The 23,982-nt window shown below is 62.2% G+C and carries 22 protein-coding genes; 8 read left to right on the forward strand and 14 right to left on the reverse strand.

Annotated features, from left to right (window positions below; translation table 11 throughout):
- Positions 1–4: 4 nt before the first annotated feature.
- Positions 5–373 (reverse strand): hypothetical protein, encoded by a 369-nt coding sequence (locus EGJ22_RS09330; RefSeq protein ID WP_029886882.1) that lies wholly within the window; start codon positions 371–373, stop codon positions 5–7.
- Between the two features lie 173 nt (positions 374–546).
- On the opposite strand from EGJ22_RS09330, the gene phoB reads away from it, so the two are divergent.
- The 3 genes from phoB to EGJ22_RS09345 all read left to right on the forward strand — a co-directional run bounded on the left by phoB (position 547) and on the right by EGJ22_RS09345 (position 4,151).
- Positions 547–1,236, forward strand: coding sequence for a phosphate regulon transcriptional regulator PhoB (gene phoB / locus EGJ22_RS09335; RefSeq protein WP_003253341.1), 690 nt, complete (start codon positions 547–549; stop codon positions 1,234–1,236).
- A 149-nt stretch (positions 1,237–1,385) separates the two neighbouring features.
- Positions 1,386–2,693 (forward strand): phosphate regulon sensor histidine kinase PhoR, encoded by a 1,308-nt coding sequence (gene phoR, locus EGJ22_RS09340; RefSeq protein WP_029886883.1) that lies wholly within the window; start codon positions 1,386–1,388, stop codon positions 2,691–2,693.
- A 117-nt stretch (positions 2,694–2,810) separates the two neighbouring features.
- On the forward strand, positions 2,811–4,151 hold the full coding sequence (locus EGJ22_RS09345; RefSeq protein ID WP_009684513.1) for a hemolysin family protein: 1,341 nt from the start codon (positions 2,811–2,813) through the stop codon (positions 4,149–4,151).
- A 94-nt stretch (positions 4,152–4,245) separates the two neighbouring features.
- Here EGJ22_RS09345 and EGJ22_RS09350 read toward each other — a convergent pair whose 3' ends face one another.
- The 8 genes from EGJ22_RS09350 to EGJ22_RS09385 all read right to left on the reverse strand — a co-directional run bounded on the left by EGJ22_RS09350 (position 4,246) and on the right by EGJ22_RS09385 (position 14,662).
- Entirely contained in the window at positions 4,246–5,142 is an 897-nt protein-coding gene (locus tag EGJ22_RS09350) for a peptidoglycan DD-metalloendopeptidase family protein (protein WP_009684512.1), read from the reverse strand.
- Between the two features lie 80 nt (positions 5,143–5,222).
- Complete coding sequence (locus EGJ22_RS09355) at positions 5,223–6,119, reverse strand: response regulator (RefSeq protein WP_029886884.1); 897 nt, start codon at positions 6,117–6,119, stop codon at positions 5,223–5,225.
- A gap of 162 nt (positions 6,120–6,281) precedes the next feature.
- Positions 6,282–7,052 carry a phosphate signaling complex protein PhoU gene (phoU, locus tag EGJ22_RS09360; RefSeq protein ID WP_029886885.1) on the reverse strand — a complete coding sequence of 257 codons (771 nt, stop codon included), beginning with the start codon at positions 7,050–7,052 and terminating at the stop codon, positions 6,282–6,284.
- Positions 7,053–7,182: 130 nt separating this feature from the next.
- Positions 7,183–8,016 (reverse strand): phosphate ABC transporter ATP-binding protein PstB, encoded by an 834-nt coding sequence (gene pstB, locus EGJ22_RS09365; RefSeq protein WP_029886886.1) that lies wholly within the window; start codon positions 8,014–8,016, stop codon positions 7,183–7,185.
- 101 nt (positions 8,017–8,117) lie between these two features.
- Positions 8,118–9,734 (reverse strand): phosphate ABC transporter permease PstA, encoded by a 1,617-nt coding sequence (gene pstA / locus EGJ22_RS09370; RefSeq protein WP_172828377.1) that lies wholly within the window; start codon positions 9,732–9,734, stop codon positions 8,118–8,120.
- Positions 9,735–9,805: 71 nt separating this feature from the next.
- Positions 9,806–12,094 carry an ABC transporter permease subunit gene (locus EGJ22_RS09375; RefSeq protein WP_029886435.1) on the reverse strand — a complete coding sequence of 763 codons (2,289 nt, stop codon included), beginning with the start codon at positions 12,092–12,094 and terminating at the stop codon, positions 9,806–9,808.
- 139 nt (positions 12,095–12,233) lie between these two features.
- The gene (locus EGJ22_RS09380; RefSeq protein WP_009684506.1) at positions 12,234–13,232 is read right to left on the reverse strand and encodes a phosphate ABC transporter substrate-binding protein PstS; all 999 of its coding nucleotides are present in this window, start codon (positions 13,230–13,232) and stop codon (positions 12,234–12,236) included.
- Between the two features lie 140 nt (positions 13,233–13,372).
- The gene (locus EGJ22_RS09385; RefSeq protein WP_029886436.1) at positions 13,373–14,662 is read right to left on the reverse strand and encodes an MFS transporter; all 1,290 of its coding nucleotides are present in this window, start codon (positions 14,660–14,662) and stop codon (positions 13,373–13,375) included.
- A gap of 362 nt (positions 14,663–15,024) precedes the next feature.
- On the opposite strand from EGJ22_RS09385, the gene EGJ22_RS09390 reads away from it, so the two are divergent.
- Both EGJ22_RS09390 and EGJ22_RS09395 read left to right on the forward strand, forming a co-directional pair.
- The gene (locus EGJ22_RS09390; protein ID WP_003253317.1) at positions 15,025–15,423 is read left to right on the forward strand and encodes an acyl-CoA thioesterase; all 399 of its coding nucleotides are present in this window, start codon (positions 15,025–15,027) and stop codon (positions 15,421–15,423) included.
- 71 nt (positions 15,424–15,494) lie between these two features.
- Entirely contained in the window at positions 15,495–16,391 is an 897-nt protein-coding gene (locus tag EGJ22_RS09395) for a D-hexose-6-phosphate mutarotase (protein WP_029886437.1), read from the forward strand.
- Between the two features lie 333 nt (positions 16,392–16,724).
- On the opposite strand, the gene EGJ22_RS09405 is transcribed toward EGJ22_RS09395, so the two are convergent.
- The 4 genes from EGJ22_RS09405 to purE form a co-directional block, all read right to left on the reverse strand.
- Positions 16,725–17,258, reverse strand: a complete 534-nt coding sequence (locus EGJ22_RS09405) for a DUF3299 domain-containing protein (protein ID WP_029886438.1) — start codon at positions 17,256–17,258, stop codon at positions 16,725–16,727.
- Between the two features lie 48 nt (positions 17,259–17,306).
- Positions 17,307–17,552 (reverse strand): GlsB/YeaQ/YmgE family stress response membrane protein, encoded by a 246-nt coding sequence (locus tag EGJ22_RS09410; RefSeq protein ID WP_009684502.1) that lies wholly within the window; start codon positions 17,550–17,552, stop codon positions 17,307–17,309.
- A gap of 96 nt (positions 17,553–17,648) precedes the next feature.
- Positions 17,649–18,731, reverse strand: a complete 1,083-nt coding sequence (locus EGJ22_RS09415) for a 5-(carboxyamino)imidazole ribonucleotide synthase (RefSeq protein ID WP_029886439.1) — start codon at positions 18,729–18,731, stop codon at positions 17,649–17,651.
- Positions 18,732–18,741: 10 nt separating this feature from the next.
- Positions 18,742–19,233 (reverse strand): 5-(carboxyamino)imidazole ribonucleotide mutase, encoded by a 492-nt coding sequence (gene purE, locus EGJ22_RS09420; protein WP_009684500.1) that lies wholly within the window; start codon positions 19,231–19,233, stop codon positions 18,742–18,744.
- Between the two features lie 269 nt (positions 19,234–19,502).
- Between purE and EGJ22_RS09425 the strand changes: the two genes are divergently transcribed.
- Complete coding sequence (locus EGJ22_RS09425; RefSeq protein ID WP_029886440.1) at positions 19,503–20,120, forward strand: hypothetical protein; 618 nt, start codon at positions 19,503–19,505, stop codon at positions 20,118–20,120.
- A gap of 6 nt (positions 20,121–20,126) precedes the next feature.
- Here EGJ22_RS09425 and EGJ22_RS09430 read toward each other — a convergent pair whose 3' ends face one another.
- Complete coding sequence (locus EGJ22_RS09430; RefSeq protein ID WP_161891645.1) at positions 20,127–21,032, reverse strand: LysR substrate-binding domain-containing protein; 906 nt, start codon at positions 21,030–21,032, stop codon at positions 20,127–20,129.
- 181 nt (positions 21,033–21,213) lie between these two features.
- Here EGJ22_RS09430 and aspA point away from each other — a divergent pair, with 181 nt between their 5' ends.
- Positions 21,214–22,638 (forward strand): aspartate ammonia-lyase, encoded by a 1,425-nt coding sequence (gene aspA / locus EGJ22_RS09435; RefSeq protein WP_029886441.1) that lies wholly within the window; start codon positions 21,214–21,216, stop codon positions 22,636–22,638.
- A 234-nt stretch (positions 22,639–22,872) separates the two neighbouring features.
- Positions 22,873–23,865, forward strand: coding sequence for an AraC family transcriptional regulator (locus tag EGJ22_RS09440; RefSeq protein WP_029886442.1), 993 nt, complete (start codon positions 22,873–22,875; stop codon positions 23,863–23,865).
- Positions 23,866–23,982: the final 117 nt, after the last annotated feature.

A 23,982-nucleotide genomic window follows, 5' to 3' on the forward strand; every position in this document is an offset into this window, starting at 1 on the left:
GCCCTTACGGCTTGGCGACGTGCCAAACGTCTTTCATGCCGTCACCGGTCATGTCGCCAGCCTTCTTGTCCTTGACGAAGGTATACAGCGGCTTGCCGTCGTAGGCCCACTGCATCTTGCCGTCGTCCCGCTTGATATGTGTCCACTTGCCTTCGGCTTTTTCGCCGCCACTGGTCATCAAAGGCGGCCAGTTCTTGGCGCATTCGCCATTGCACATCGACTTGCCGCCGGTATCTTTGTCGAAGGTGTACAGGGTCATGCCAGCATGATCGACCCACATGCCATCCTTTTCCATTGCAGGTTGTGCCGAGGCCACCCCCGGAAGTGCCAGCGCAGTGAAAAGGGCCATCCAGCTCAGCGTATGTCGTGTCATTGGATTCACCATCGTTTCGGGGGGTAATGGTTTCGGGTTGCCAGAACCGCGGCCCTCTGTAGCCTAGTTCAGTCACGCAATGTCGCCAGAACGGCCAACGTCCTGTCACACAGCTGCAATAATTCCGTTATCTAATGCGGGCCAAGACACTGAATCCAGGAGAGGTTTTGAGCATGGTAGGCAGGAACATTCTGATCGTCGACGACGAAGCACCGATTCGCGAGATGATCGCCGTTGCCCTGGAAATGGCCGGCTATGACTGCCTGGAAGCGGAAAACTCCCAACAGGCCCACGCGATCATCGTCGACCGCAAGCCGGACCTGATCCTGCTCGACTGGATGCTGCCGGGTACCTCCGGCATCGAGTTGGCCCGCCGCCTGAAGCGCGATGAACTGACCGGCGACATTCCGATCATCATGCTCACTGCCAAAGGTGAAGAGGACAACAAGATCCAGGGCCTGGAAGTGGGTGCCGACGACTACATCACCAAACCGTTCTCACCGCGCGAGCTGGTTGCGCGGCTCAAAGCCGTGCTGCGCCGCACCGGCCCAAGCGACAGTGAGGCACCGATCGAGGTCGGCGGCCTGCTGCTCGATCCGATCAGCCACCGCGTGACCATCGACGGCAAGCCGGCTGAAATGGGCCCCACCGAATACCGCCTGCTGCAGTTCTTCATGACCCACCAGGAACGCGCCTACACCCGTGGCCAACTGCTGGACCAGGTGTGGGGCGGCAACGTCTATGTCGAGGAACGCACGGTCGACGTGCACATCCGCCGCCTGCGCAAGGCACTGGGTGAGGCCTACGAGAATCTGGTTCAAACCGTGCGCGGCACCGGCTACCGCTTCTCGACCAAGAGCTAGCTGCAAGCTGCAAGCTGCAAGCTGCAAGCAAGAGCATGTAGCATCAGGCTCAAAAAGGACTATCAGCACCACTGATCCGCTTCATCTTGAAGCTTGCAACTTGCAACTTGCAACTTGCAACTTGCAGCCGGATCCGAAGGACCCATCAATTGAACCAGAACTGGCACGCGACACTGATTCGCCACCTGCTGTTGCTGATCAGCATCTGCCTGATCGGCGGGCTGATCAGCGGCTACTATGGCTGGAGCCTGGCCATTGGCCTGGCACTGTACCTGGCTTGGACCCTCAAGCAACTGCTGCGCCTGCATGACTGGCTCCGCAACCACCAGCCCGACGAGGCGCCGCCCGACGGCTATGGCCTGTGGGGCGAGGTGTTCGACAGCATCTACCACCTGCAGCGCCGGGACCAGCGTGTGCGGGGCCGCCTGCAAGCGGTGATCGACCGCGTTCAGGAGTCCACCGCTGCGCTGCGGGATGCGGTGATCATGCTCGACAGCGACGGCAACCTGGAGTGGTGGAACCGCGCCGCCGAGACCCTGCTGGGCTTCAAAACTCCACAGGACGGCGGCCAGCAAGTCACCAACCTGGTTCGCCACCCGCGCTTCAAGGAGTACTTCGAGGCAGAAAACTACCTCGAACCGCTGGAAATCCCCTCACCGATCAACGACCGCATGCGGCTGCAGTTGCACATCACCCGCTACGGCAACAACGAGCACTTGATGCTGGTGCGCGACGTCACCCGCATTCACCAGCTGGAACAGATGCGCAAAGACTTCGTCGCCAACGTGTCGCACGAATTGCGCACACCGCTGACCGTCATCACCGGCTACCTGGAAACCCTGCTGGACAACGTCGAGGACGTGAACCCGCGCTGGCGCCGGGCCTTGCAGCAGATGAGCCAGCAAGGCTCGCGCATGCAGACGCTGCTCAACGACCTGTTGCTGCTGGCCAAGCTGGAGGCCACCGATTATCCGTCGGACAACCAGCCAGTGCCGATCGATGCCCTGCTGGCCGCCATCAAGAACGACGCCCAGGCGTTGTCTGGGCCGCGCAACCAGCGCATTACGCTGGAAGCAACCCCCGGCGTGCAGCTCAAGGGCAGCGAGTCGGAGCTGCGCAGCGCCTTTTCCAACCTGGTGTTCAACGCCGTCAAATACACCCAGGATGAAGGCGATATCCGCATCCGCTGGTGGGCCGATGCCCAGGGCGCGCATTTGTCGGTGCAGGACTCTGGCGTGGGCATCGACGCCAAACACCTGCCACGCCTCACCGAGCGCTTCTACCGGGTGGATTCCAGCCGGGCCTCGAATACAGGCGGCACCGGGCTGGGGCTGGCCATCGTCAAGCATGTGCTGATGCGCCACCGCGGCAAGCTGGAAATCAGCAGCGTCCCGGGGCATGGCAGTACCTTCATCTGTCATTTTGCCCCGGCACAATTGGTCAACAGCAAGGTCTGAGCAACTCAGGGCCCTTTGCTTTTGCAGCCCCAACCGCTACATTGGATCCCCTGTGCCAGCAAGAGCTGGCACTTTTTTTCTCTCCATTTCTAAGACGGACCCCGTAAAAACTCCATCATGGACCCTTCCCCTGGTATCAGCCTCAGTTCGTTATTCGCCGATTTCGGCATGATCATCTTTGCCTTCCTGCTGGTGCTGCTCAACGGCTTCTTCGTTGCTGCAGAGTTCGCCATGGTCAAGCTGCGCGCCACCCGCGTGGAGGCCATTGCCGAAGAGCATGGCTGGCGCGGCAACATTCTGCGTAAAGTGCACAACCAGCTGGACGCTTACCTGTCAGCCTGCCAACTGGGTATCACCCTGGCCTCGCTGGGCCTGGGCTGGGTCGGTGAGCCGGCGTTTGCCCACCTGCTGGAACCACTGCTGGCGTACTTCGGCGTCGATTCACCCGAACTGATCAAAGGCGTGTCGTTCTTCGTCGCCTTCTTCGTCATTTCGTACCTGCACATCGTTGTCGGTGAGCTGGCACCCAAATCCTGGGCCATCCGCAAACCGGAGCTGCTGTCGCTGTGGACTGCCGTACCGCTGTACCTGTTCTACTGGGCCATGTACCCGGCCATCTACCTGCTCAACGCCAGCGCCAACACCATCCTGCGCATCGCCGGCCAGGGCGAGCCGGGGCCGCACCACGAGCACCACTACAGCCGTGAAGAACTGAAACTGATCCTGCACTCCAGCCGTGGCCAGGACCCAAGCGACCAGGGCATGCGCGTGCTGGCTTCGGCCGTGGAAATGGGCGAGCTGGAAGTGGTCGACTGGGCCAACTCGCGCGAAGACATGGTCACCATCGACGCCCATGCGCCGCTGAAGCAGATCCTGGCCCTGGTGCGCCGCCACAAGTTCAGCCGCTACCCGGTGTACGACGCCGAGCGCGAGGAATTCACCGGCCTGCTGCACATCAAGGACCTGCTGCTGGAGCTGGCGGAGCTGGAGCACTTGCCCGAAGCCATCGACCTGGACGACCTCGCCCGGCCGCTTGAGCGCGTATCGCGCCACATGCCACTGGCCCAGTTGCTGGAGCAGTTCCGCAAGGGTGGTGCGCACTTTGTGCTGGTCGAAGAAGCCGATGGCAAGGTGATCGGCTACCTCACCATGGAAGACGTGCTGGAAGTGCTGGTCGGCGATATCCAGGACGAGCACCGCAAGACCGAACGCGGCATCCTCGCCTACCAGCCGGGCAAGCTGCTGGTCCGTGGCGACACGCCGCTGTTCAAGGTGGAGCGCCTGCTTGGGGTCGACCTTGACCATATCGAGGCGGAAACCCTGGCTGGCCTGGTCTACGAGACGCTAAAGCGCGTGCCTGAAGAAGAAGAGGTGCTGGAAGTCGAAGGGCTGCGGATCATCATCAAGAAGATGAAAGGGCCGAAGATCGTGCTGGCCAAAGTGCTCAAGCTGGATTGATGGCCATGGGGCTGCCGCGCAGCCCCGCTCGATTGGCGCACGCCTATAGGCGCGGCCTTGTGCCCCGATGGCCTGCAAAGCAGGCCATACGCTCTCAAGGGTTACCCGCAGTAAAGTCCGGCAAGCCGCTGAGCGGCCTGTCGAACCGGTAAGGGATCGACTCCAGCGCCAAGCCTACGTTGCGCTGTACCACGAAATGCAGGTGTGGCCCGGTGCTGTTCCCGGTATTGCCCGACTTGGCCAGCATCTGCCCCTGGCGCACCCGCTGCCCCTCCTTCACCACCACCGAGTCGCGCATCAGGTGCAGGTACACGCCCATGGTGCCGTCCGAGTGCAGCACCCTGACAAAGTTGCCCGACGGGTTGGGCTCGCGCCCGCTCTGGCCATTCTGCGTTTTCACCACCACCCCTTCGCGCGCCGCGATAATGGTGGTGCCTTCGGGCATGGCGATATCCATGGCATAGCGCCCCTTCGGCCCGAAATGGCTGACACGGCCATTGGGGCCCTGGGTCACGCGGAATGGCCCGCCAAGCCACGCGAACCCGTAGCGGAAGCCCTGCGGCCGCTTGCCCGGGTCACCCATGGCCTGCAGCAGGGTCGAGCGGTAATTCAGCAACAAACCGGGCCGCCCCCTCAGCACGCTGAGCATTTGCGTGGTGCCCGGTGGCAGCAGCCGGCGCACGATACGCGGGGCATCACCGCCCTGGGCGTTCACCAGGTTGTCCAGGCGCAGCTCGACCTCGACCGGAACATGCAGTTGGTTGCGTGCCGAAAAGCTCACACCGCCGTTGAACACTTTCGCGTTCAGGAACACTTGGCCTTCGAGCGTTTCGACCATGGGCTCAAGCAAATTCAGCGGCCTGGCGCCAGGGCCGGGGCGGTCGGAATAGGAAATGACACCGGACTCGTCGGTGCTCTTGTAAAGGGTCACACCCAGGCTCGACGCCGAGGCCATGAACAGTGCACAGAACAGCAGCAGGCGCCCGGGCATGATAGTGGCTTTTTGACAGTTGAGGTCTGTCGAAGCCTAGCAGCAGGTTTAACGGCGAGTGTTGCAGTTGGTCGGATGGCTCAGGCCCCTGGGGTGAAATGCTTCTGCGCGGTGCCACGGGCAATCAGCCGCGACAGGTAATCGAGCTTCTGCGCATCCTGGTCGACGAACTTGAAGGTCAGTTGCAGCCAGTCGCTGTCCGGCTTGGGCTCCAGCGCCGCGACGGCGTGCAGATAGCCGTTCAGGCGGGCGACTTCGGCACTTTCGCCTTGCTCCAGGTCCAACACTGCACCTTCCAGCACTTGTGGCAGCACATCGCCGCGGCGTACCACCAGCAGGGCCTCTTTCAGGCTCAACGCCTTGATCACGCACGGCTGCATGCCACCGGCCAGGCGCAGTTGCCCTTGGCCCCGACCGGTCGGGGTGGCCGCGGCCGGCGTGGGCGCCTTGGCCGCTGGCCTGGCAGCAGCCGGTGCCAGTGCCGGCGCTGCAACCTTTACCGCCTCCGGCTTGCCGGCGGTCAGCGCACCCAACGAATCGTTGGCGAACGCCGGGTTGGCGCGCGCCGGGGTGATGGCCATCAGGCTGTCGAGCTTGCCGATCCTGGTCAGGGCCTTTTTCACCTTGGTCAGCAACTGCTCGTTGGTGAATGGCTTGCCGACAAAATCGGAAACACCGGCCTGGATCGCCTGGATGACGTTTTCCTTGTCGCCACGGCTGGTCACCATGATGAACTGCAGCTGCTTCAACGCAGGCTGCTGGCGGCACCAGGTGAGCAGTTCCAGGCCCGACATCTCGGGCATCTCCCAGTCGCACAGCACCAGGTCGAATGCCTCCTTGCCCAGCATGGCCATGGCCTTGCGACCATTGACGGCATCGTCGATCGTCATGCCCGGGAAGGCACTGCGCAGGCACTTGCGGACCAGGTCGCGGATAAACGGGGCGTCATCCACGACCAGCACATTCACTTTACTCATCGAAACTCCTTCTGAACCCGACTAGCCTACTGCCAAATACTGGCTACTTGCTACCACCTGGTAACGCCGGGCGTTCATCCGATCGTTCGCGGGTGCCTGCCGGCTCTCGGCCGTAAACGAAAACGCCCGGCCAAGGCCGGGCGTCGCTGCTCGGGGGCAACCTTACTTATCGTCAGATTCACCAGGAACATTAGCCTTTTCGCCATCGGTGGGCGCGGTGCCCTGCACTTCTGCAGTCATTCGCTTGAGGCCCATGTGACGCACATCGGTACCGCGGACCAGGTAGATCACCAACTCGGAGATATTGCGTGCATGGTCGCCAATACGTTCCAGCGAGCGCAGCACCCAGATCACGCTCAGTACCCGCGAAATCGAGCGCGGGTCTTCCATCATGTAGGTCACCAGTTCACGCAGGGCGGTCTTGTACTCCCGGTCGATGGTCTTGTCGTACTGAGCCACGGACAGTGCCAGGTCGGCGTCGAAGCGGGCAAAAGCGTCCAGCGCATCGCGGACCATGTTGCGCACCTGGTCACCGATGTGGCGCACTTCCACATAGCCCCGTGGCGACTCGCCTTCTTCACACAGCTGGATGGCCCGGCGGGCGATCTTGGTCGATTCGTCACCAATGCGCTCCAGGTCGATCACCGACTTGGAGATACTGATGATCAGGCGCAAGTCGGAGGCCGCCGGCTGCCGACGGGCGAGGATACGCAGGCATTCCTCGTCGATATTGCGCTCCATCTGGTTGATCTGCTCGTCAACCTCGCGCACTTGCTGGGCCAGGCCCGAATCGGCTTCGATCAGCGCGGTGACCGCGTCGTTGACCTGTTTTTCAACCAGCCCGCCCATGGCCAGCAGGTGGCTGCGCACCTCTTCCAGCTCGGCGTTGAACTGCTGGGAAATGTGGTGGGTAAGGCTTTCTTTGTTGATCATGCTGTCGCTCCGCGAAGTTGCTAGCCGCTAGCTGCAAGCTTCAAGTGGTTCGTGTCGTTCCCTGGCTCCGCGCTAACCGCTTCATCTTGCAGCTTGCAGCTCGAAGCTTGCAGCTGCGCCAAAGGCGCTCTTAGCCGTAGCGACCAGTGATGTAGTCTTCGGTCTGCTTCTTCGCCGGGTTGGTGAACAGGGTATCGGTGTCGCCAAACTCGACCAGCTTGCCCATGTACATGAACGCGGTGTAGTCCGAAACACGGGCAGCCTGCTGCATGTTGTGGGTCACGATGACGATGGTGTACTTGGCTTTGAGTTCGTAGATCAGTTCCTCGACCTTGAGGGTCGAGATCGGGTCCAGCGCCGAGCACGGCTCATCCAGCAGCAGCACCTCAGGCTCCACGGCGATGGTGCGGGCGATGACCAGGCGTTGTTGCTGACCACCAGACAGGCCCAGGGCCGACTCGTGCAGGCGGTCCTTGACCTCGTCCCACAGCGCCGCGGCCTTCAACGCCCACTCGACGGCCTCGTCGAGCACGCGCTTTTTGTTGATGCCCTGAATGCGCAGGCCATAGACCACGTTTTCGTAAATGGTCTTGGGAAAGGGGTTGGGCTTCTGGAACACCATGCCCACACGGCGGCGCAGCTCCGCGACATCTTCGCCCTTGCGGTAGATGTTGTTGCCATACAAGTTCACGGCACCCTGTACGCGGCAACCGTCAACCAGGTCGTTCATGCGGTTGAACGTGCGCAACAAGGTCGACTTGCCGCAGCCGGAGGGGCCGATGAACGCGGTCACGCGCTGCTTGGGGATGTTCATGCTGACATCGAACAAGGCCTGCTTGTCGCCGTAGAACAGGCTTAGCCCCGGTACCTCGATGGCCACGGTTTCTTCGGCCAGGCGCAGACTCTGCTTGCTGCGGCCCAGGGCAGACATGTCGATGCCGTGGGTGTGGGATTCGTTCTGCATGGTTGACTCCGTTTGTAGCTGCAAGCTTCGAGCTGCAAGCTGCAAGTTTGGGCAAAGCGGCAATCTGCTTGGAGCTTGCCGCTTGTGGCTTAAAGCTTCAATCAGCTGTCCAGCGCCTTGTACTTTTCGCGCAGGTGGTTGCGGATCCATACCGCCGACAGGTTCAGGGCCGCGATCACCAGCACCAGCAACAGCGCCGTGGCGTAGACCAGCGGCCGCGCGGCTTCTACGTTGGGGCTCTGGAAGCCGACGTCATAGATGTGGAAGCCCAGGTGCATGATCTTCTGGTCCAGGTGCAGGTACGGGTAGTTACCGTCAACCGGCAACGACGGCGCCAGCTTCACCACACCCACCAGCATCAGCGGCGCCACCTCGCCCGCAGCGCGGGCCACGGCGAGGATCATGCCGGTCATCATCGCCGGGCTGGCCATGGGCAACACAATCCGCCACAGCGTTTCGGCCTTGGTCGCACCCAGCGCCAGCGAGCCTTCACGCACCGTACGCGGAATGCGCGCCAGGCCTTCTTCGGTGGCCACGATCACCACAGGCACTGCCAGCAGCGCCAGGGTCAGCGACGCCCACAGCAAGCCTGGTGTACCCAGGGTTGGCGCGGGCAGCGCTTCGGGGAAGAACAGGCGGTCGATCGAGCCACCCAGCACATACACGAAGAAACCCAAACCAAATACGCCGTAGACGATCGCCGGCACCCCCGCCAGGTTGTTCACGGCAATGCGGATCAGCCGGGTTACCGGCCCCTGCCTTGCGTATTCACGCAAGTAGACTGCCGCAAGCACGCCGAACGGGGTGACGATCACGGCCATGATCAGGGTCATCATCACGGTACCGAAGATGGCCGGGAAGATGCCGCCCTCGGTGTTGGCTTCACGCGGGTCGTCGCTCAGGAATTCCCATACCTTGGCAAAGTAGGTGCGCAGCTTGGTAAAAGCAGACATGCCGTTTGGCTGGAGGGCGTGCACCACCTTGTTCAGGCTGATTTCCACTTCACGGCCGTTGCCATCGCGGGCCACCAGGCTGTCACGCGCGAGTGCCTGGTGCAGGCCGCCGAGGCGCGCTTCGATAGCCTGGTAGCGGCTGTTCAGTTCGGCGCGCTCGGCGTCCATGTCCGCCTGGGCGGTAGCGTCCAGCTTGCCGTCCAGCTCCAGCTTGCGGGCGTGCAGCCGCAGGCGCTCCAGGCCATGGTTGATGGCCCCGATGTCTTTCTTCTCCAGTTGCTGCAATTCACCGTTGAGCTGGTTGGCACGCTTGAGCCGCGCTTGCAACTCGCTCCAGGCAGCCGGGCCTTCGGCAACCACCCGGCCCTGTTCCTTGACGCTGACCAGGTAGCCATAGAAGTTGCCCCACTCGCGGCGCTCCAGGGTCATCAGGTCGGCCGGGCGCTGCTCGTCGACCAGCCAATCGCCGACCACCCAGGTGAAATCGCTGCCATAGAGGTCGCGGTTACCGACCTTGATCAGTTCACGGCTCATGAACTCCGGGCCCTGGTCCGGTACCGGCAGGCCGGCGCCTTTGAGGCGGGCACGCGGCACGTCCTCCTGCTGCACCACTTCGCCAATCACCACCTGGCCAGCCTGGCCCGGCACCTGGTAGGTGGCCTGCACCAGGTCGGCCGGCCAGAAGTGGCCCAGGCCGCGCACGGCGATGACCGCCAGCAGGCCAACGGTCATGATCACCGCCATGGCCACTGCGCCGCCGCTCATCCACACACCGGGGGCGCCGCTCTTGAACCAGCCTTTGAGGGAATCCTTTTTCACGGATCGCTACCTTTCTATCAAAGCGACGAGTATTTCTTGCGCAGACGCTGGCGAATCAGCTCGGCCAAGGTGTTCATGACGAAGGTGAACATCAGCAGTACCAGCGCGGCCAGGAACAGCACGCGGTAGTGGCTGCCGCCGACTTCCGATTCGGGCATTTCCACGGCCACGTTGGCGGCCAGGGTGCGCATGCCCTCGAACAGGTTCATTTCCATCACCGGCGTATTGCCGGTGGCCATCAGCACGATCATGGTTTCGCCCACTGCGCGGCCCATGCCGATCATCAGCGCCGAGAAGATGCCCGGGCTGGCAGTCAGGATGACCACGCGGGTCAGGGTTTGCCAGGGGGTGGCGCCCAGGGCCAGCGAGCCCAGGGTGAGGCTGCGCGGCACGCTGAACACGGCGTCTTCGGCGATGGAGTAGATATTGGGGATGACCGCGAAGCCCATGGCGATGCCGACCACCAGGGCATTGCGCTGGTCATAGGTGATGCCCAGATCGTTGGTGATCCACAGGCGCATGTCGCCAGCAAAGAACCAGTTTTCCAGGTGCGGGCTCATGGCCAGGGCGAACCAGCCGATCAGCAGGATCACCGGGATCAGTATCGCCGCTTCCCAGCCGTCAGGTACACGCAGGCGTATCGCCTCTGGCAGGCGGGTCCAGGCGAAGCCCACCAGCAGAATGCCGAACGGCATCAGCAGGAACAGGCTGAAGACCCCCGGCAGGTGACCTTCCAGGTAGGGGGCAAGGAACAGGCCGGCGAAGAAACCGAGGATCACCGTCGGCATCGCCTCCATCAGTTCGATCACCGGCTTGACCTTGCGCCGCATGCCCGGGGCCATGAAGTAAGCGGTATAGATGGCGGCCGCGACCGCCAGCGGGGCTGCCAGGATCATGGCGTAGAACGCGGCCTTGAGGGTACCGAAGGTCAGCGGCGACAGGCTGAGCTTGGGCTCGAAGTCGGTGTTGGAAGCGGTCGACTGCCAGACGTACTTAGGCTCGTCGTAGTTCTCGTACCAGACCTTGCCCCACAACGCGCTGAAGGAAATTTCCGGGTGCGGGTTGCGCAGGCTCAGCGGCAGCAGCTTGCCGCCTTGTTCGATGATGATACGGTTAGCACGCGGCGACAGGGCCAGGATGCCCGGGCCTTCGGCGACGGGTTCGACCAGCAGCGTACGGTGCGCCGTACTGTGGAACACTCCCAGCTGGCCGTTCGCGTCCAGCGCGATGAAGCCCTTGCGGCGCTCTTCGGCGTCGATCTGCACGATCGGTGCCTTGCCCAGCTGGAAGGTACGGATCTGCTTGAGGCGCGATTCGCCGTCCGGGTCGCGGGCCATGAACCACTGGGCCAGGCCGCCCCTGGAGTCACCGACGATCAGCGAAATACCACCCACCAGTTGCCCCGTGGCGGTCACTTCGGTGTCGGCACTGTCGGCCAGTTTATAGCGGCCGTTGAGGCTCTTGTCGCGCAGGCTGAACACGTCGGCCGTGGCCCGGCCGTTGATCACGTACAGCCAGTGCTGGCGCGGATCGATGAAAATGTTCTTCACCACCTCGGTCATCTGCGGCAGGACGATGCGGTTCTGCTCCGTGGTGACTTCTTCGGTCAGCATGTTCTCGCTACGGGTCAACTCCAGCACCTGCAGTTGCGCACCGGTGGAGCCGGCCAGCACCAGGGTGTCACCGTTGGCATTGACGCTCACGTGCTCCAACGCACGGCCCTGCTCGTCGAGCACGAATGGCTGCTCGCCGTAGGGGTAGTCGATGCTGGCGGTAATCGCCTTTTGGTTGTCCGGGTAGGTGATCTTGTAGGCGTGGTGGAACACCAGCGCCTGACCGTTGGACAGGCCCAGCACCACCAGCGGGCTGCCCGGCTGGTCGGCCCCGATCGAGGTGACCTGGGTACCGGCGGGTACCGGCAGGTCGATGCGCTTGAGCGCTTGGCCGGTCTTGGCATCGAAGAACAACGCCTGGCCTTTGTTCGAAACCCGCATGCCCACCAGGTTCTGCTCTTCCAGCGCGATCATCAGCGGCTTGCCGGCATCCTGCTGCAGCCAGTTTGGCTGCAGGGCTTGCTTGCGCGTCAGCTCGGCGCCCTGGAACAGCGGCAGCACTACATAAGCCAGGTAGAAGAAGATCAACGTAATGGCGGCCAAAACGGCAAGGCCGCCCACCAGCACATACCAGCGGGTCAGGCGGTCCTTGAGCGCGCGCAAGCGGCGCTTGCGTTGCAACTCGGGCGTATTGAAATCAATGCGCACGGGCTGGGGTTTTTGGGTCATGTTGGAGTTGGCCAGATCATTCATGCGCACACCCTAGCGGTCCCGTGTGACAAAAACATTACAAAATGGTGACGCGCGAAAGCCCGCCGCACAGGTTACCTGGCTTCGGGCCGGGAATTCGTGGAAGAGGCCGGGCAGTGGTACCGGCCTTCCCTGCAATTACTTACTGCTTGGCAACGCTGCCGGCATGCGACAGGCCCAAATCTGCCAGGGTCTTGTCGACGACCTTGGCCGGCAGCGGGATGTAGCCATCCTTGACCACCACCTGCTGCCCAGCCTGCGACAGCACCAGCTTGACGAACTCGGCTTCCAGCGGCGCCAGTGGCTTGTTCGGCGCCTTGTTCACGTACACGTACAGGAAGCGCGACAGTGGGTAGGTGCCGTTCAGGGCGTTGGCTTCGTTGTCTTCAACGAACGCGCTGCCTTCTTTCTTGGCCAGGGCTACGGTCTTGACGCTGGCTGTCTTGTAGCCGATGCCCGAGTAACCGATGCCGTTGAGCGAAGAGCTGATCGACTGCACGACCGAGGCCGAACCAGGCTGTTCGTTGACGTTAGGCTTGAAGTCGCCTTTGCACAGGGCCTCTTCTTTGAAGTAGCCATAGGTGCCGGAAACCGAGTTGCGGCCGAACAGCTGGATCGGCTTGTTGGCCAGGTCGCCGGTCACACCTACATCACCCCAGGTCTTGACCTCGGCCTTGCCCCCACACAAGCGGGTCGAGGAGAAGATGGCATCGACCTGCGCCATGGTCAGGCCCTTGATCGGGTTGTCCTTGTGCACGAACACGGCCAGGGCGTCGACGGCAACCGGGATGGCGGTCGGTTTGTAGCCGTACTTCTGCTCGAAGGCTTGCAGCTCGACGTCCTTCATCTTGCGGCTCATCGGGCCGAGGTTGGCAGTGCCTTCGGTCAACGCAGGTGGCGCGGTGGAGGAACCCGCCGCCTGGATCTGGATGTTTACGTTCGGATATTCCTTCTTGTAGGCCTCGGCCCACAGCGTCATCAAGTTGGCCAGGGTGTCGGAGCCGACGCTGGAGAGGTTGCCCGAAACACCGGTGGTCTTGGTGTACGTCGGGATCGCAGGATCGACAGCGGCCACCGCGTTGGCGGTTGCAACGCCAGCGGCGGCGAACGTGAGGGCCGCCATCAAACGCTTCAGTTTCATGCCTTGCTCCTAGCAGGAATATTGGGGTGCTGGATGGAACGGGCCCCAGTATCGGCAGGCCGCATGAACACGATATGACCTAATTGTGACAAATGGATTAAAGGCCATCATTTGAGGGCCGCGCCAACCGCCAGCGCAGCTCAGCGTTTGTTGGCGAGCAGATAAACCCCTACGCCCAGCCCGACGGTACACAACCCCGCCACATAGTAGGCCGGCGCCATGGGGCTGATCTTGAGCAGCGCCGTCACCACCATCGGCGTCAGCCCGCCAAAGATCGCGTAGGCCACGTTGTACGAGAACGACAACCCACTGAAGCGCACCACCGCCGGGAACGCCTTGACCATCACATAAGGCACCGCGCCGATCACCCCCACGCACAGGCCGGTTACCGCATACAGCGGGAACAGCAACTCGGGCCGGGTTGGCAAGCTATGGTAGAAGCTCCAGGAGGTTATCAGCAGCAACAGGCTGCCAATCACGAACACTCGGCCCGCGCCAAATCGGTCCGCCAGGCTGCCAGCGCTGATGCAGCCAAAGCTGAGCAGTACGATGGCCAGGCTGTTGGCCTTGAGCGAGTCGGTGGGGCTGATGTGGTAGATGCTCTGCAACAGCGCCGGGGTCATCAGGATGAGCACGACGATGGCCGCCGACAGCATCCAGGTCAGCAGCATCGACAAGATGATCGCGCCACGATGGTCGCGCAGCACTGCACGCAGCGGGAGCTCTTCTGCCAGGGCCTTGCGCTGCTGCATCTCGGCGAATACCGGCGTTTCGTGCAGCCAGCGGCGCAGGTAGACCGAGAACAGGCCGAACACACCACCCAGCAGGAAGGGGATGCGCCAGGCGTAATCCGCGACTTCTGCAGGGCTGTAGACCGTGTTGATCAGCGTGGCGACCAGCGACCCCAGCAGAATGCCCGAGGTCAGGCCGGCCGTGAGGGTGCCGCAGGCGTAACCGGTGTTACGCGCCGGTACGTGCTCGGAAACGAACACCCAGGCGCCCGGCACTTCCCCTCCGATCGCAGCGCCCTGGATAACCCGCATCAGCAGCAGCAGGATCGGTGCCCACAGGCCGATCTGGGCATACGTTGGCAGCAGACCCATGATCAGCGTCGGCAGGGCCATCATGAAAATGCTCAGGGTGAACATCTTCTTGCGCCCGAGCAGGTCGCCAAAGTGGGCCATGATGATGCCGCCCAGCGGCCGCGCCAGGTAACCGGCCGCGAAGATGCCAAAGGTTTGCATCAGGCGCAGCCACTCGGGCATGTCGGCCGGGAAGAACAGCTTGCCGACCACCGTGGCGAAGAACACGAAGATGATGAAGTCGTAGAACTCCAGCGCCCCGCCCAGTGCGGACAGTGAGAGGGTCTTGTAGTCACTGCGGGTCAGCGGCCGCGAGGGCTGCTCGATACTGCTCGGCACGGAAGTCATCGCTGGTTGTTCTCTTTATAGGGCATGCAGGCCGCTGGGCGCGCGGCTTCTGGATTGGGAGACCAGCGAAGATAGCAAATTGCCGAGGCGTGCTGATAGCGCTACAAAAACCCTACAGATATTCACGAATGTGCGGTCGTCGCTGGCCGTTATGCTCTATATACTGGCAACTCGTAGGAAAAGGTTGCGCCTAAACGTGGGATGTTGTGCGAAAACGCCGGTCTTTATTGTCAGGCGGTTTCGCAGAGTTTCCCTACGGCCGCCCAGTGAAACGAAATCGGCGTAGTATGTTTCAAGCTGAATCGTTTACCCGGCCCTTGCGCCACACCAACGAAAGCGTCACGGGTCAGAGGCCCCATCGCATGATTGAGCTCGAACAAGAAGATCCTATCCCGCAGGGCGACCTGGCCTTGCAGATCACTGCACTCCCGCGCGAGACCAATGGGTTTGGCGACATCTTCGGCGGCTGGCTGGTCGCCCAGATGGACCTGGCCGGCACTGCCATGGCCAGCCGTGTCGCCGGTGGCCGGGTAGCCACCGTGGCCATCGACCGCATGGCGTTCCTCGTGCCGGTCGCCGTGGGCGCGCAGCTGTCTTTCTATACCCAGACCCTGGAAATCGGCCGTAGCTCGATCCAGATGATGGTCGAAGTGTGGAGCGACGACCCGCTGTCCAGCGAATGGCGCAAGGTCACCGAGGCGGTATTCGTCTTCGTCGCCATCGACGGCAGCGGCCGCACGCGCTCGGTCCCTCGTCGCTGAGCCTTGCCGGCGGTAAACTCATTGCAGGTGCCCGGGTCCAAGGCCCACTGGCAATCAATGAGACAAGTGCAATGGCAACCTTCCAGGTCGTAACCGAGCAACATGGCGAACTGAACTGCTGGCGTATCAGCAGCGACCACGCCGAACTCCTGATCGCCCAACAGGGCGCACAGATCCTCAGCTACCAGCGGGTGGGCGAGCCGCCACTGCTGTGGCTGAGCGACCAGGCCATCTTCGGCAAGGGCAAGTCGGTGCGCGCCGGGGTACCCGTGTGCTGGCCGTGGTTCGGCAACCTGCAGCGTAACCCCCAGGCTGTGCAGGCCATGTACAACGGTGCGCAGGCGCCTGCCCACGGCCTTGCGCGCGCCCGAGACTGGCAATTGCTGGGTATCGAGGAAGTCGGCGAGCAGCTGCAGATCGAATTCGCGCTGCCAGAAGCGCAGGGTCAACTGCCCGACTGGCCGCATTCAGTCGAACTGAAACTGGTGATAGCGCTTGGCGCGGACCTGAAACTGAACCTCACCAGTCGCAACGTGGGCACTGCACCAGTCACCATCAGCCAAGCCCTGCACAGCTACTTTGCGGTCAGTGACGTGCGCCAGGCCCAGGTCGAAGGGGTGGAGGGGCTGAGTTACATCGAAACCTTGGCTGACTGGCAGCAGCGCCAGCAGCAGGGGCCGCTCACGTTCACCGGGGAGACTGACCGGATCTACCTCGGCGCCCCGCAAACGCTGAGCATTGTCGACCCGCACTGGAACCGGCGGATAACCCTGACCAGCAGTGGCTCGCGTTCGGCGGTTATCTGGAACCCCTGGACCGAACGGGCCAGGGAGCTGCCGGACATGGCCGATGAGGGTTGGCAACGGATGCTGTGCATCGAGACGGCGAATGTGTGGGATGACCTGGTGGAGTTGAAGCCTGGGGCCAGTCATTCGCTGGGCGTGATGCTGGCTAGCGAAGCACTTTGAGTACTCGGGACCGCTGCGCGGTCCTTTCGCGACGCAAGGCCGCTTGTGTCTTGAGAGGGGATTAGAATCTGCAGTGAGAGCGGTGAATGACAAGCTGAATGCCGCAGGTGCCTAGAGCACGAGCAGGAGCAGAAGCTGTCATTCACCGTTCCACTTGTGGGAGCGGGCGTGCCCGCGAACACCGGCGCAGCCGGTGCCAGACACCGCGTTGCCTGCTTCGCGGGCAAGACCGCTCCGACAATGAATCGCGCAGGCTTTTCAAATTTTGGGAAAGACAGTTGCTCCTACTGGCGATCGCGTGCCCTTGCAGGTGCGGCCTTGTGTGGCGAGGGCTCAGAGGTCGGCGTCTTCCACCACCCTCACCTTTCCGGCATCCAGCGCATAGGCGGCATCGGCCAGATCATTGCTGACCTTCTCCACCTTCAATTTGCCGGTGACCCACAGCGGGGTGTAGATGTCATCGATCTTCAGGCCTTTCGGGTAGCGCACCAGCACCAGCTGATTGGGCGGCGGAGGCGGTACGTGGATGCACGCGCCCGGGTAGGGCACCAGGAAGAACAACGTGCTGTTACCCTTGGCATCGCTTTCCAGCGGTACCGGGTAACCGCCCAGGCGGATGTCCTTGCCATTCATGGCTGGCACGGTCTTGGTGGAATACATCACCGCCGGCAGACCCTTGCTCTGCTTGAGGCCGCCCTTGTCGGTGAAGGTACCCATGGCTTCCGGCGAGTTATGGTCGATTTCGGGCATTTGCTCGAGCGCCTTCTGGTCCGACTTGGGCATCAGCTCCAGCCAGTCGGTTTCAGGCAGTTCGGCATGGGCCAGGGTGCTGGCCAACAGCAGGGGCAGGAGAAAAAAGGCACGCATGACAATGCTCGGCAACTCGATGGAATTGCCGAGCATTCTAACCGGTATTCAGCGTTTCTTGATGAACCCGTAGATCACCAGAAGGACAATGGCACCGACCAGCGCGCCGAAGAAGCCCGCCGCCTGCCCAGCCTGGTAAATGCCCAGCGCCTGGCCGCCATAGGTGGCCAACAGCGAACCGGCAATACCCAGCAGGATGGTCATGATCCAGCCCATGCTGTCGTCGCCTGGTTTGATGAAGCGGGCCAGTAGGCCGACGATGAGGCCGATGAAGATGGTTCCGATGATGCCCATGGCAATCCCTCTGCAGTGAAAATGGCACAAGCCAAAGCCTAGACAGCGCTTCGACTTGTTGCCATTTCAGAGGGCAAGCCGCTGGTAGAAGTTCGATCAGTTGCTGATCAGGGCCTCTACCTCGGCAATTTTGCGCTCGAGGGTAGCCATGTCGTGGCAGCGCAGGGTGGCGTGGCCAACCTTGCGGCCGGCCTTGAAAGCCTTGCCGTAGTGGTGCAGGTGGCAGCCATCGATGGCGATCACCTTGTCCACGGCAGGCACTTCACCGATGAAGTTGAGCATCGCACTCTCGCCCACCTTGGCGGTGGAGCCCAGCGGCAGGCCGGCCACCGCGCGCAGGTGGTTCTCGAACTGGCTGCATTCGGCACCTTCGATGGTCCAGTGCCCGGAGTTGTGCACGCGCGGGGCGATTTCGTTGGCCTTCAGGCCACCGTCGACTTCGAAAAACTCGAACGCCATCACGCCCACGTACTCCAGCTTTTGCAGTACACGGCCTACATAGTCTTCAGCCAAAGCCTGCAGCGGGTGTGCCTGGCTGGCCACCGACAGGCGCAGGATGCCGCTCTCGTGGGTGTTGTGCACCAGCGGGTAGAAGCGGGTTTCGCCATCACGGGCCCGTACGGCCACCAGCGAGACTTCGCCGGTAAAGGGTACAAAGCCTTCCAGCAGGCAGGGCACGCTGCCCAGTTCGGCGAAGGTATCAACCACGTCTTCAGGCGTGCGCAGCACCTTCTGGCCCTTGCCGTCGTAACCCAGGGTACGGGTTTTCAACACGGCCGGCAGGCCGATGCTGGCGACTGCGGCGTCCAGGTCGGCTTGCGAGAGGATGTCGGCGAAAGCCGGGGTAGGGATACCCAGGTCGCGGAACATGCTCTTCTCGAACAAGCGGTCACGGGCGATGCGCAGCGCTTCGGCACTGGGGTAGACCGGTACGAACTGCGAGAGGAAGGCCACGGTTTCGGCCGGGACGCTTTCGAACTCGAAGGTCACCAGGTCAACTTCGTCAGCCAACTGGCGCAGGTGCTCCTGATCGCCGTAATCGGCCCGCAGGTGCTCGCCCAGAGGCGCAGCGCAAGCATCCGGCGCCGGGTCGAGGAAAGCGAAATTCATGCCCAGCGGGGTACCCGCCAGGGCCAGCATGCGGCCCAGCTGGCCGCCACCGATTACACCGATCTTCATGGGTTGAGCCTCAAGCCTGGCGCGGGTCTGGGTTGTCCAGCACGGTGTCGGTCTGTTCCGTGCGGAATTGCTTCAGCGCAGCGTGGAATTGCGGGTATTTGGCACCCAGGATGCTGGCCGACAACAGCGCCGCATTGACTGCACCGGCACGGCCTATGGCCAGGGTGGCAACCGGTACGCCGGCTGGCATCTGCACGATCGACAGCAGCGAGTCGACGCCCGAGAGCATCGACGACTGCACCGGCACGCCCAGCACCGGCAGGTGGGTCTTGGCGGCGCACATGCCCGGCAGGTGGGCAGCACCACCAGCACCCGCGATGATCACCTCGATGCCCCGGCCCTCGGCCTCTTCGGCGTACTGGAACAGCAGATCCGGGGTGCGGTGGGCGGACACCACCTTCACTTCGTAGGGAATGCCGAGTTTTTCCAGCATATCGGCGGTGTGGCTAAGGGTGGACCAATCGGACTTGGAGCCCATGATCACGCCAACCAGTGCACTCATCGTCGAGCCTCTCCTGCAAGCGCCTTCTGGCGCGCTATAAAGCAACAAGCCACGCGGGTAGGCCGGCGTGGCTTGTCATACGGATTCTAATCGGCCCGGTGGCCGAAGGCGCGGGATTGTAGCGTACTTGCAGGCGGGCCGCCCACCCCTGCAAGCACATGACAGATAAAAGGGCAAGCTGTCTCGCGGGACAACTTTTTCCGGCTGCGATGCCTAACGGCAGTTGCAAGAGGATTGAACACCCCTGTTCAAACTTCTTGGAGAAAAAGATGGCCAGACCATTTTTCACCTCACTGCTGTTTTGCATGACGATGGCCCTTCAGGCCTCCCCCACATGGGCTGCGAGAACCTTGGTGGTTACTATCTATCCGCACGATGAACTAGCCGATGTGAGCGACAAACAGATCGATAAAGACTACGTGCAACCGTGGCTGGAAGAAATGCGCAGAATCAGCAATCACTCAATTGAAATCGTCTTCAAGCGTGATGTTGCAGGCATCACTGATATTCCCTATCGCCAGATGCCTCCAGAAGATACCCACAGGGTCTTCAGCGCTGCAGCGCGTCCACAGTTCAGGTGGCAGAAATCGATTTTGCTGACGCGCGATAGTTTCGGCCTCAACAGCGAAGGCGCAGAACACCTTGGCCTGGCCAAATTGGGCTATGCCCACGCGATCGCCTCCATGGCCAGCTATGGCACCCTGGGGCATGAACTGGGTCACTTGATGAACGCCACTCACGAGGCAGCAGAGTTACGCTACAACCCATGGCCATGCGAGACCTTCGTCTATCCGGACCGCTTCTCGCTTCGGGCCAATTGCTACCGCTACAGCGACCAGAACAGAGCGGCCATCGCCAATCACCTTGATCACGCGCTTCGTAACTGAAGAGGCTCACTCCGGCGCAGGCGTATTTTCCAGCTTGCGCCAAAGTAGCCGCACATTGGCCTTGCGCACCAACGCGCAGCGGTACAGGCGGATTTCCAGTGGTACGTGCCACTGGCTGCCTCCGCAGATCGCCAACTCACCGCGTTCCAGCTCGCCGCGCATCGAAAGCCGGGGCACCCAGGCAATGCCCATGCCTTCCAGCGCCATGCTCTTCAGGCTGTCTGCCATGGCGGTTTCGTAGACGGTGGTATACCGCACATTGCGCTGGCGCAGCAGCAGGTTGACCGACCGCCCGAGGAAGGCCCCGGCGGTATAAGCCAGCAGTGGCACGCTACTTTCACCTTCCAGGTCGAACATGGGCCTGCCGTCGGCGCCCACCGCGCATACCGGCACCATTTCGGTATTGCCCATGTGCAGCGACGGGAAAATCTCGGCATCCATCTGCAAGGCGGCGTCTGGGTCGTAGAACGCCAGCATCAGGTCGCAACCGCCCTCGCGCAGTGCATGCACGGCATCCCCCACGTTAGTCGCAACCAAGCGGGTGGCGATATTCAGGCCGTCATTACGCAGCTGCGCTACCCAACGCGGGAAAAAGCCCGACGCCAACGAGTGCGCTGCAGCCACCTGAATCACCTCCCCCTGGCCACCTTCCAGGTGATGCAAATGGCGGAGAATTTCACCCAACTGGTCGACAACCGTGCGCGCGGTAACCAGAAACAGCTGCCCTGCCTCGGTCAGCTCTATCGGCGTGCGGGAACGGTTCACCAACTGCAGGCCCAACGCTGCCTCAAGGCTGCGGATACGCCGACTGAAGGCCGGTTGGGTGACGAAGCGCCGCTCTGCCGCCTGGGAAAAACTGCGGGTGGCGGCCAGCGCACTGAAATCTTCCAGCCATTTGCTTTCAAGGTTCACGAAGCACATCTCCCGTCGTGCACCAAAATGGAACACGCTCGAATTTCGATTGGCGTCACATAATCACTATGCCGTTTGTGCATAGGTTAGCGTGCAACAGCATTGGCCGCAAAATCCCCTTAAGGCCTAGGATTGGCGCCATTCCGGCATGTGCCGGTTCAACATCGAGATGATATACATCATGTCCGCTGCTGCATCGTTCCGCGTCGAAAAAGATCTGTTGGGCACCCTGGAAGTACCTGCCGATGCTTACTACGGCATCCAGACCCTGCGCGCTGCCAACAACTTCCACCTCTCCGGTGTTCCGCTGTCGCACTACCCGAAACTGGTAGTGGGCCTGGCGATGGTCAAGCAGGCTGCTGCCGACGCCAACCGTGAGCTGGGGCACCTGAGCGATGCCAAGCATGCTGCCATCAGCGCCGCCTGCGGCCGCCTGATCAAGGGCGACTACCACGAGCAGTTCGTGGTCGACATGATTCAGGGTGGCGCCGGTACGTCCACCAACATGAACGCGAACGAAGTCATCGCCAACATCGCGCTGGAGGCCATGGGCCACCAGAAGGGTGAGTACCAGTACCTGCACCCGAACAACGATGTGAACATGGCGCAGTCGACCAACGACGCCTACCCGACGGCCATTCGCCTGGGCCTGCTGCTGGGTCACGACGCCCTGCTGGCCAGCCTCGAAAGCCTGATCCAGGCATTCGCCGCCAAAGGCAAGGAATTCGACCACGTACTGAAGATGGGCCGCACCCAGCTGCAGGACGCCGTGCCGATGACCCTGGGCCAGGAATTCCGTGCCTTCGCCACCACCATGACCGAAGACCTGCAGCGCCTGCGCTCGCTGGCGCCGGAGCTGCTGACCGAAATCAACTTGGGCGGTACCGCCATCGGCACCGGCATCAACGCCGACCCTGGCTACCAGGCCCTGGCCGTACAACGCCTGGCAATCATCAGCGGCCAGCCGCTGGTACCGGCTGCCGACCTGATCGAAGCCACCTCCGACATGGGTGCCTTCGTGCTGTTCTCCGGCATGCTCAAGCGTACCGCGGTCAAGCTGTCGAAGATCTGCAACGACCTGCGCCTGCTGTCCAGCGGCCCACGCACCGGCATCAACGAAATCAACCTGCCAGCGCGTCAACCAGGCAGCTCGATCATGCCAGGCAAGGTCAACCCGGTTATCCCGGAAGCCGTCAACCAAGTCGCCTTCGCCATCATGGGCAACGACCTGGCCCTGACCGTTGCTGCCGAAGGTGGCCAGCTGCAGCTGAACGTCATGGAGCCGCTGATCGCCTACAAGATCTTCGACTCGATCCGCCTGCTGCAACGCGCCATGGACATGCTGCGCGAGCACTGCATCGTCGGCATCACCGCCAACGAGCAGCGCTGCCGTGAGCTGGTCGAACACTCGATCGGCCTGGTCACCGCCCTGAACCCATACATCGGCTACGAAAACGCCACCCGTATCGCCCGCGTTGCCCTGGAAACCGGCCGCGGCGTGCTGGAACTGGTGCGTGAAGAGAAGCTGCTGGACGAAGCAATGCTCAACGACATCCTGCGTCCGGAAAACATGATCGCGCCACGCCTGGTTCCGCTGAAGGCGTAACCGGCTGCTGCACACTGTCTCACCAGGTTAAGGGACTAGACACCTCTCAACCTTTCCAAGCCCGGGCTTATGCACCGGGCTTTTTTTTGCCTGCTGGCTTGCGCAGGCGCGTGCCCTGCCTACACCGGTAGACGTGGGAGCGGCCTGGCGCCGCAAAGGGGCTGCACTGCGGCCTTTGAATATCGGCACACAACTTGCTCCATAATGTGTTCCAGGCCCACGGGATTACCCAGCATGCTGCACAGCCACCTGACCACCCTCAACGCGGTTTCGCTGATACTCAACGTCTTCCAGGCAGACGGTGCTGAGGCTTCGGCGCTGCTCGCCGGTAGCGGCATTGGCCCGGCAGACCTGGGGCACGCCGACGCGCGCATCACCACACAGCAGGAACTGCAAGTGTGTGCCAACGCCGTGGCCCGGCGCGAAGACATCGGCCTGGAGCTGGGCCAGCGCATGCATGTGTCGTGCTATGGCATGCTCGGTTACGCCCTGCTCTCCAGTGCCACTTTGGGTGACGCCCTGCGCCTGGCGCTGCAGTATCCGGCACTGCTGGGAACAGTCTTCTCGCTGCGCTTGCGCGACGATGGCCAACGCGTCTGGTTCAGCGCCAGCGAGTACCACGACAACCCGGCATTGAGCGCTTTCAATGCCGAGTTCTGCCTGGTTTCGCTGAAAGTCATCTGTGACGACCTGCTTGGCCGCCCGCTGCCGCTGTTGGGGGCACGCTTCGAGCACCCTCGGCCTGACTACCATGCACGCTATGCCGGTGCGTTCCAGTGCCCAGTGGTGTTTGCGGCGCAAGACAATGCCTTTGCCTTCGAGCGGCGCTGGCTGGATACGCCGCTGCCGTTGGCTGACCCGATCACCCACAAAGCCATGAGCGAACGCTGCCGGCGCCTGAACCTCGAATTCACGGGTCGCCAGGCCTGGCTGGGGCGGATTCGCCAGTTGCTCACGCAACAACTGGACGCCGCGCCAGGGCTGGACGGGCTGGCACGGCAGATGAACTGCTCGTCGCGCACGTTGCGCCGGCATTTGCAGGCGCTGGGTAGCAGTTACCAGCAGTTGCTGGACGAACTGCGGTTCGAGCGGGCCAAGCAGTTGCTGGCCGATGAGCAGATGCCAATCTACCGCATTGCCGAAACCCTGGGGTTCAGCGAAACGGCCAGTTTCCGGCATGCCTTTCAGCGTTGGAGTGGTGTAGCGCCCAGCCATTTCCGCGGTTGACCTGTGCTGGCTGCTTCGCGGGCTCGCCCGCGAAGCAGCCAGCACAGGAAAACCCGGCCATAGAGCTTGGCCACATCGATCCCCTTTTGGCCAGTTGCGTCGTTCTCCGCCACTGGC

The organism is Pseudomonas sp. p99-361 (assembly GCF_003935475.1).
GTDB classification, from domain to species: Bacteria; Pseudomonadota; Gammaproteobacteria; order Pseudomonadales; family Pseudomonadaceae; genus Aquipseudomonas; species Aquipseudomonas juntendi.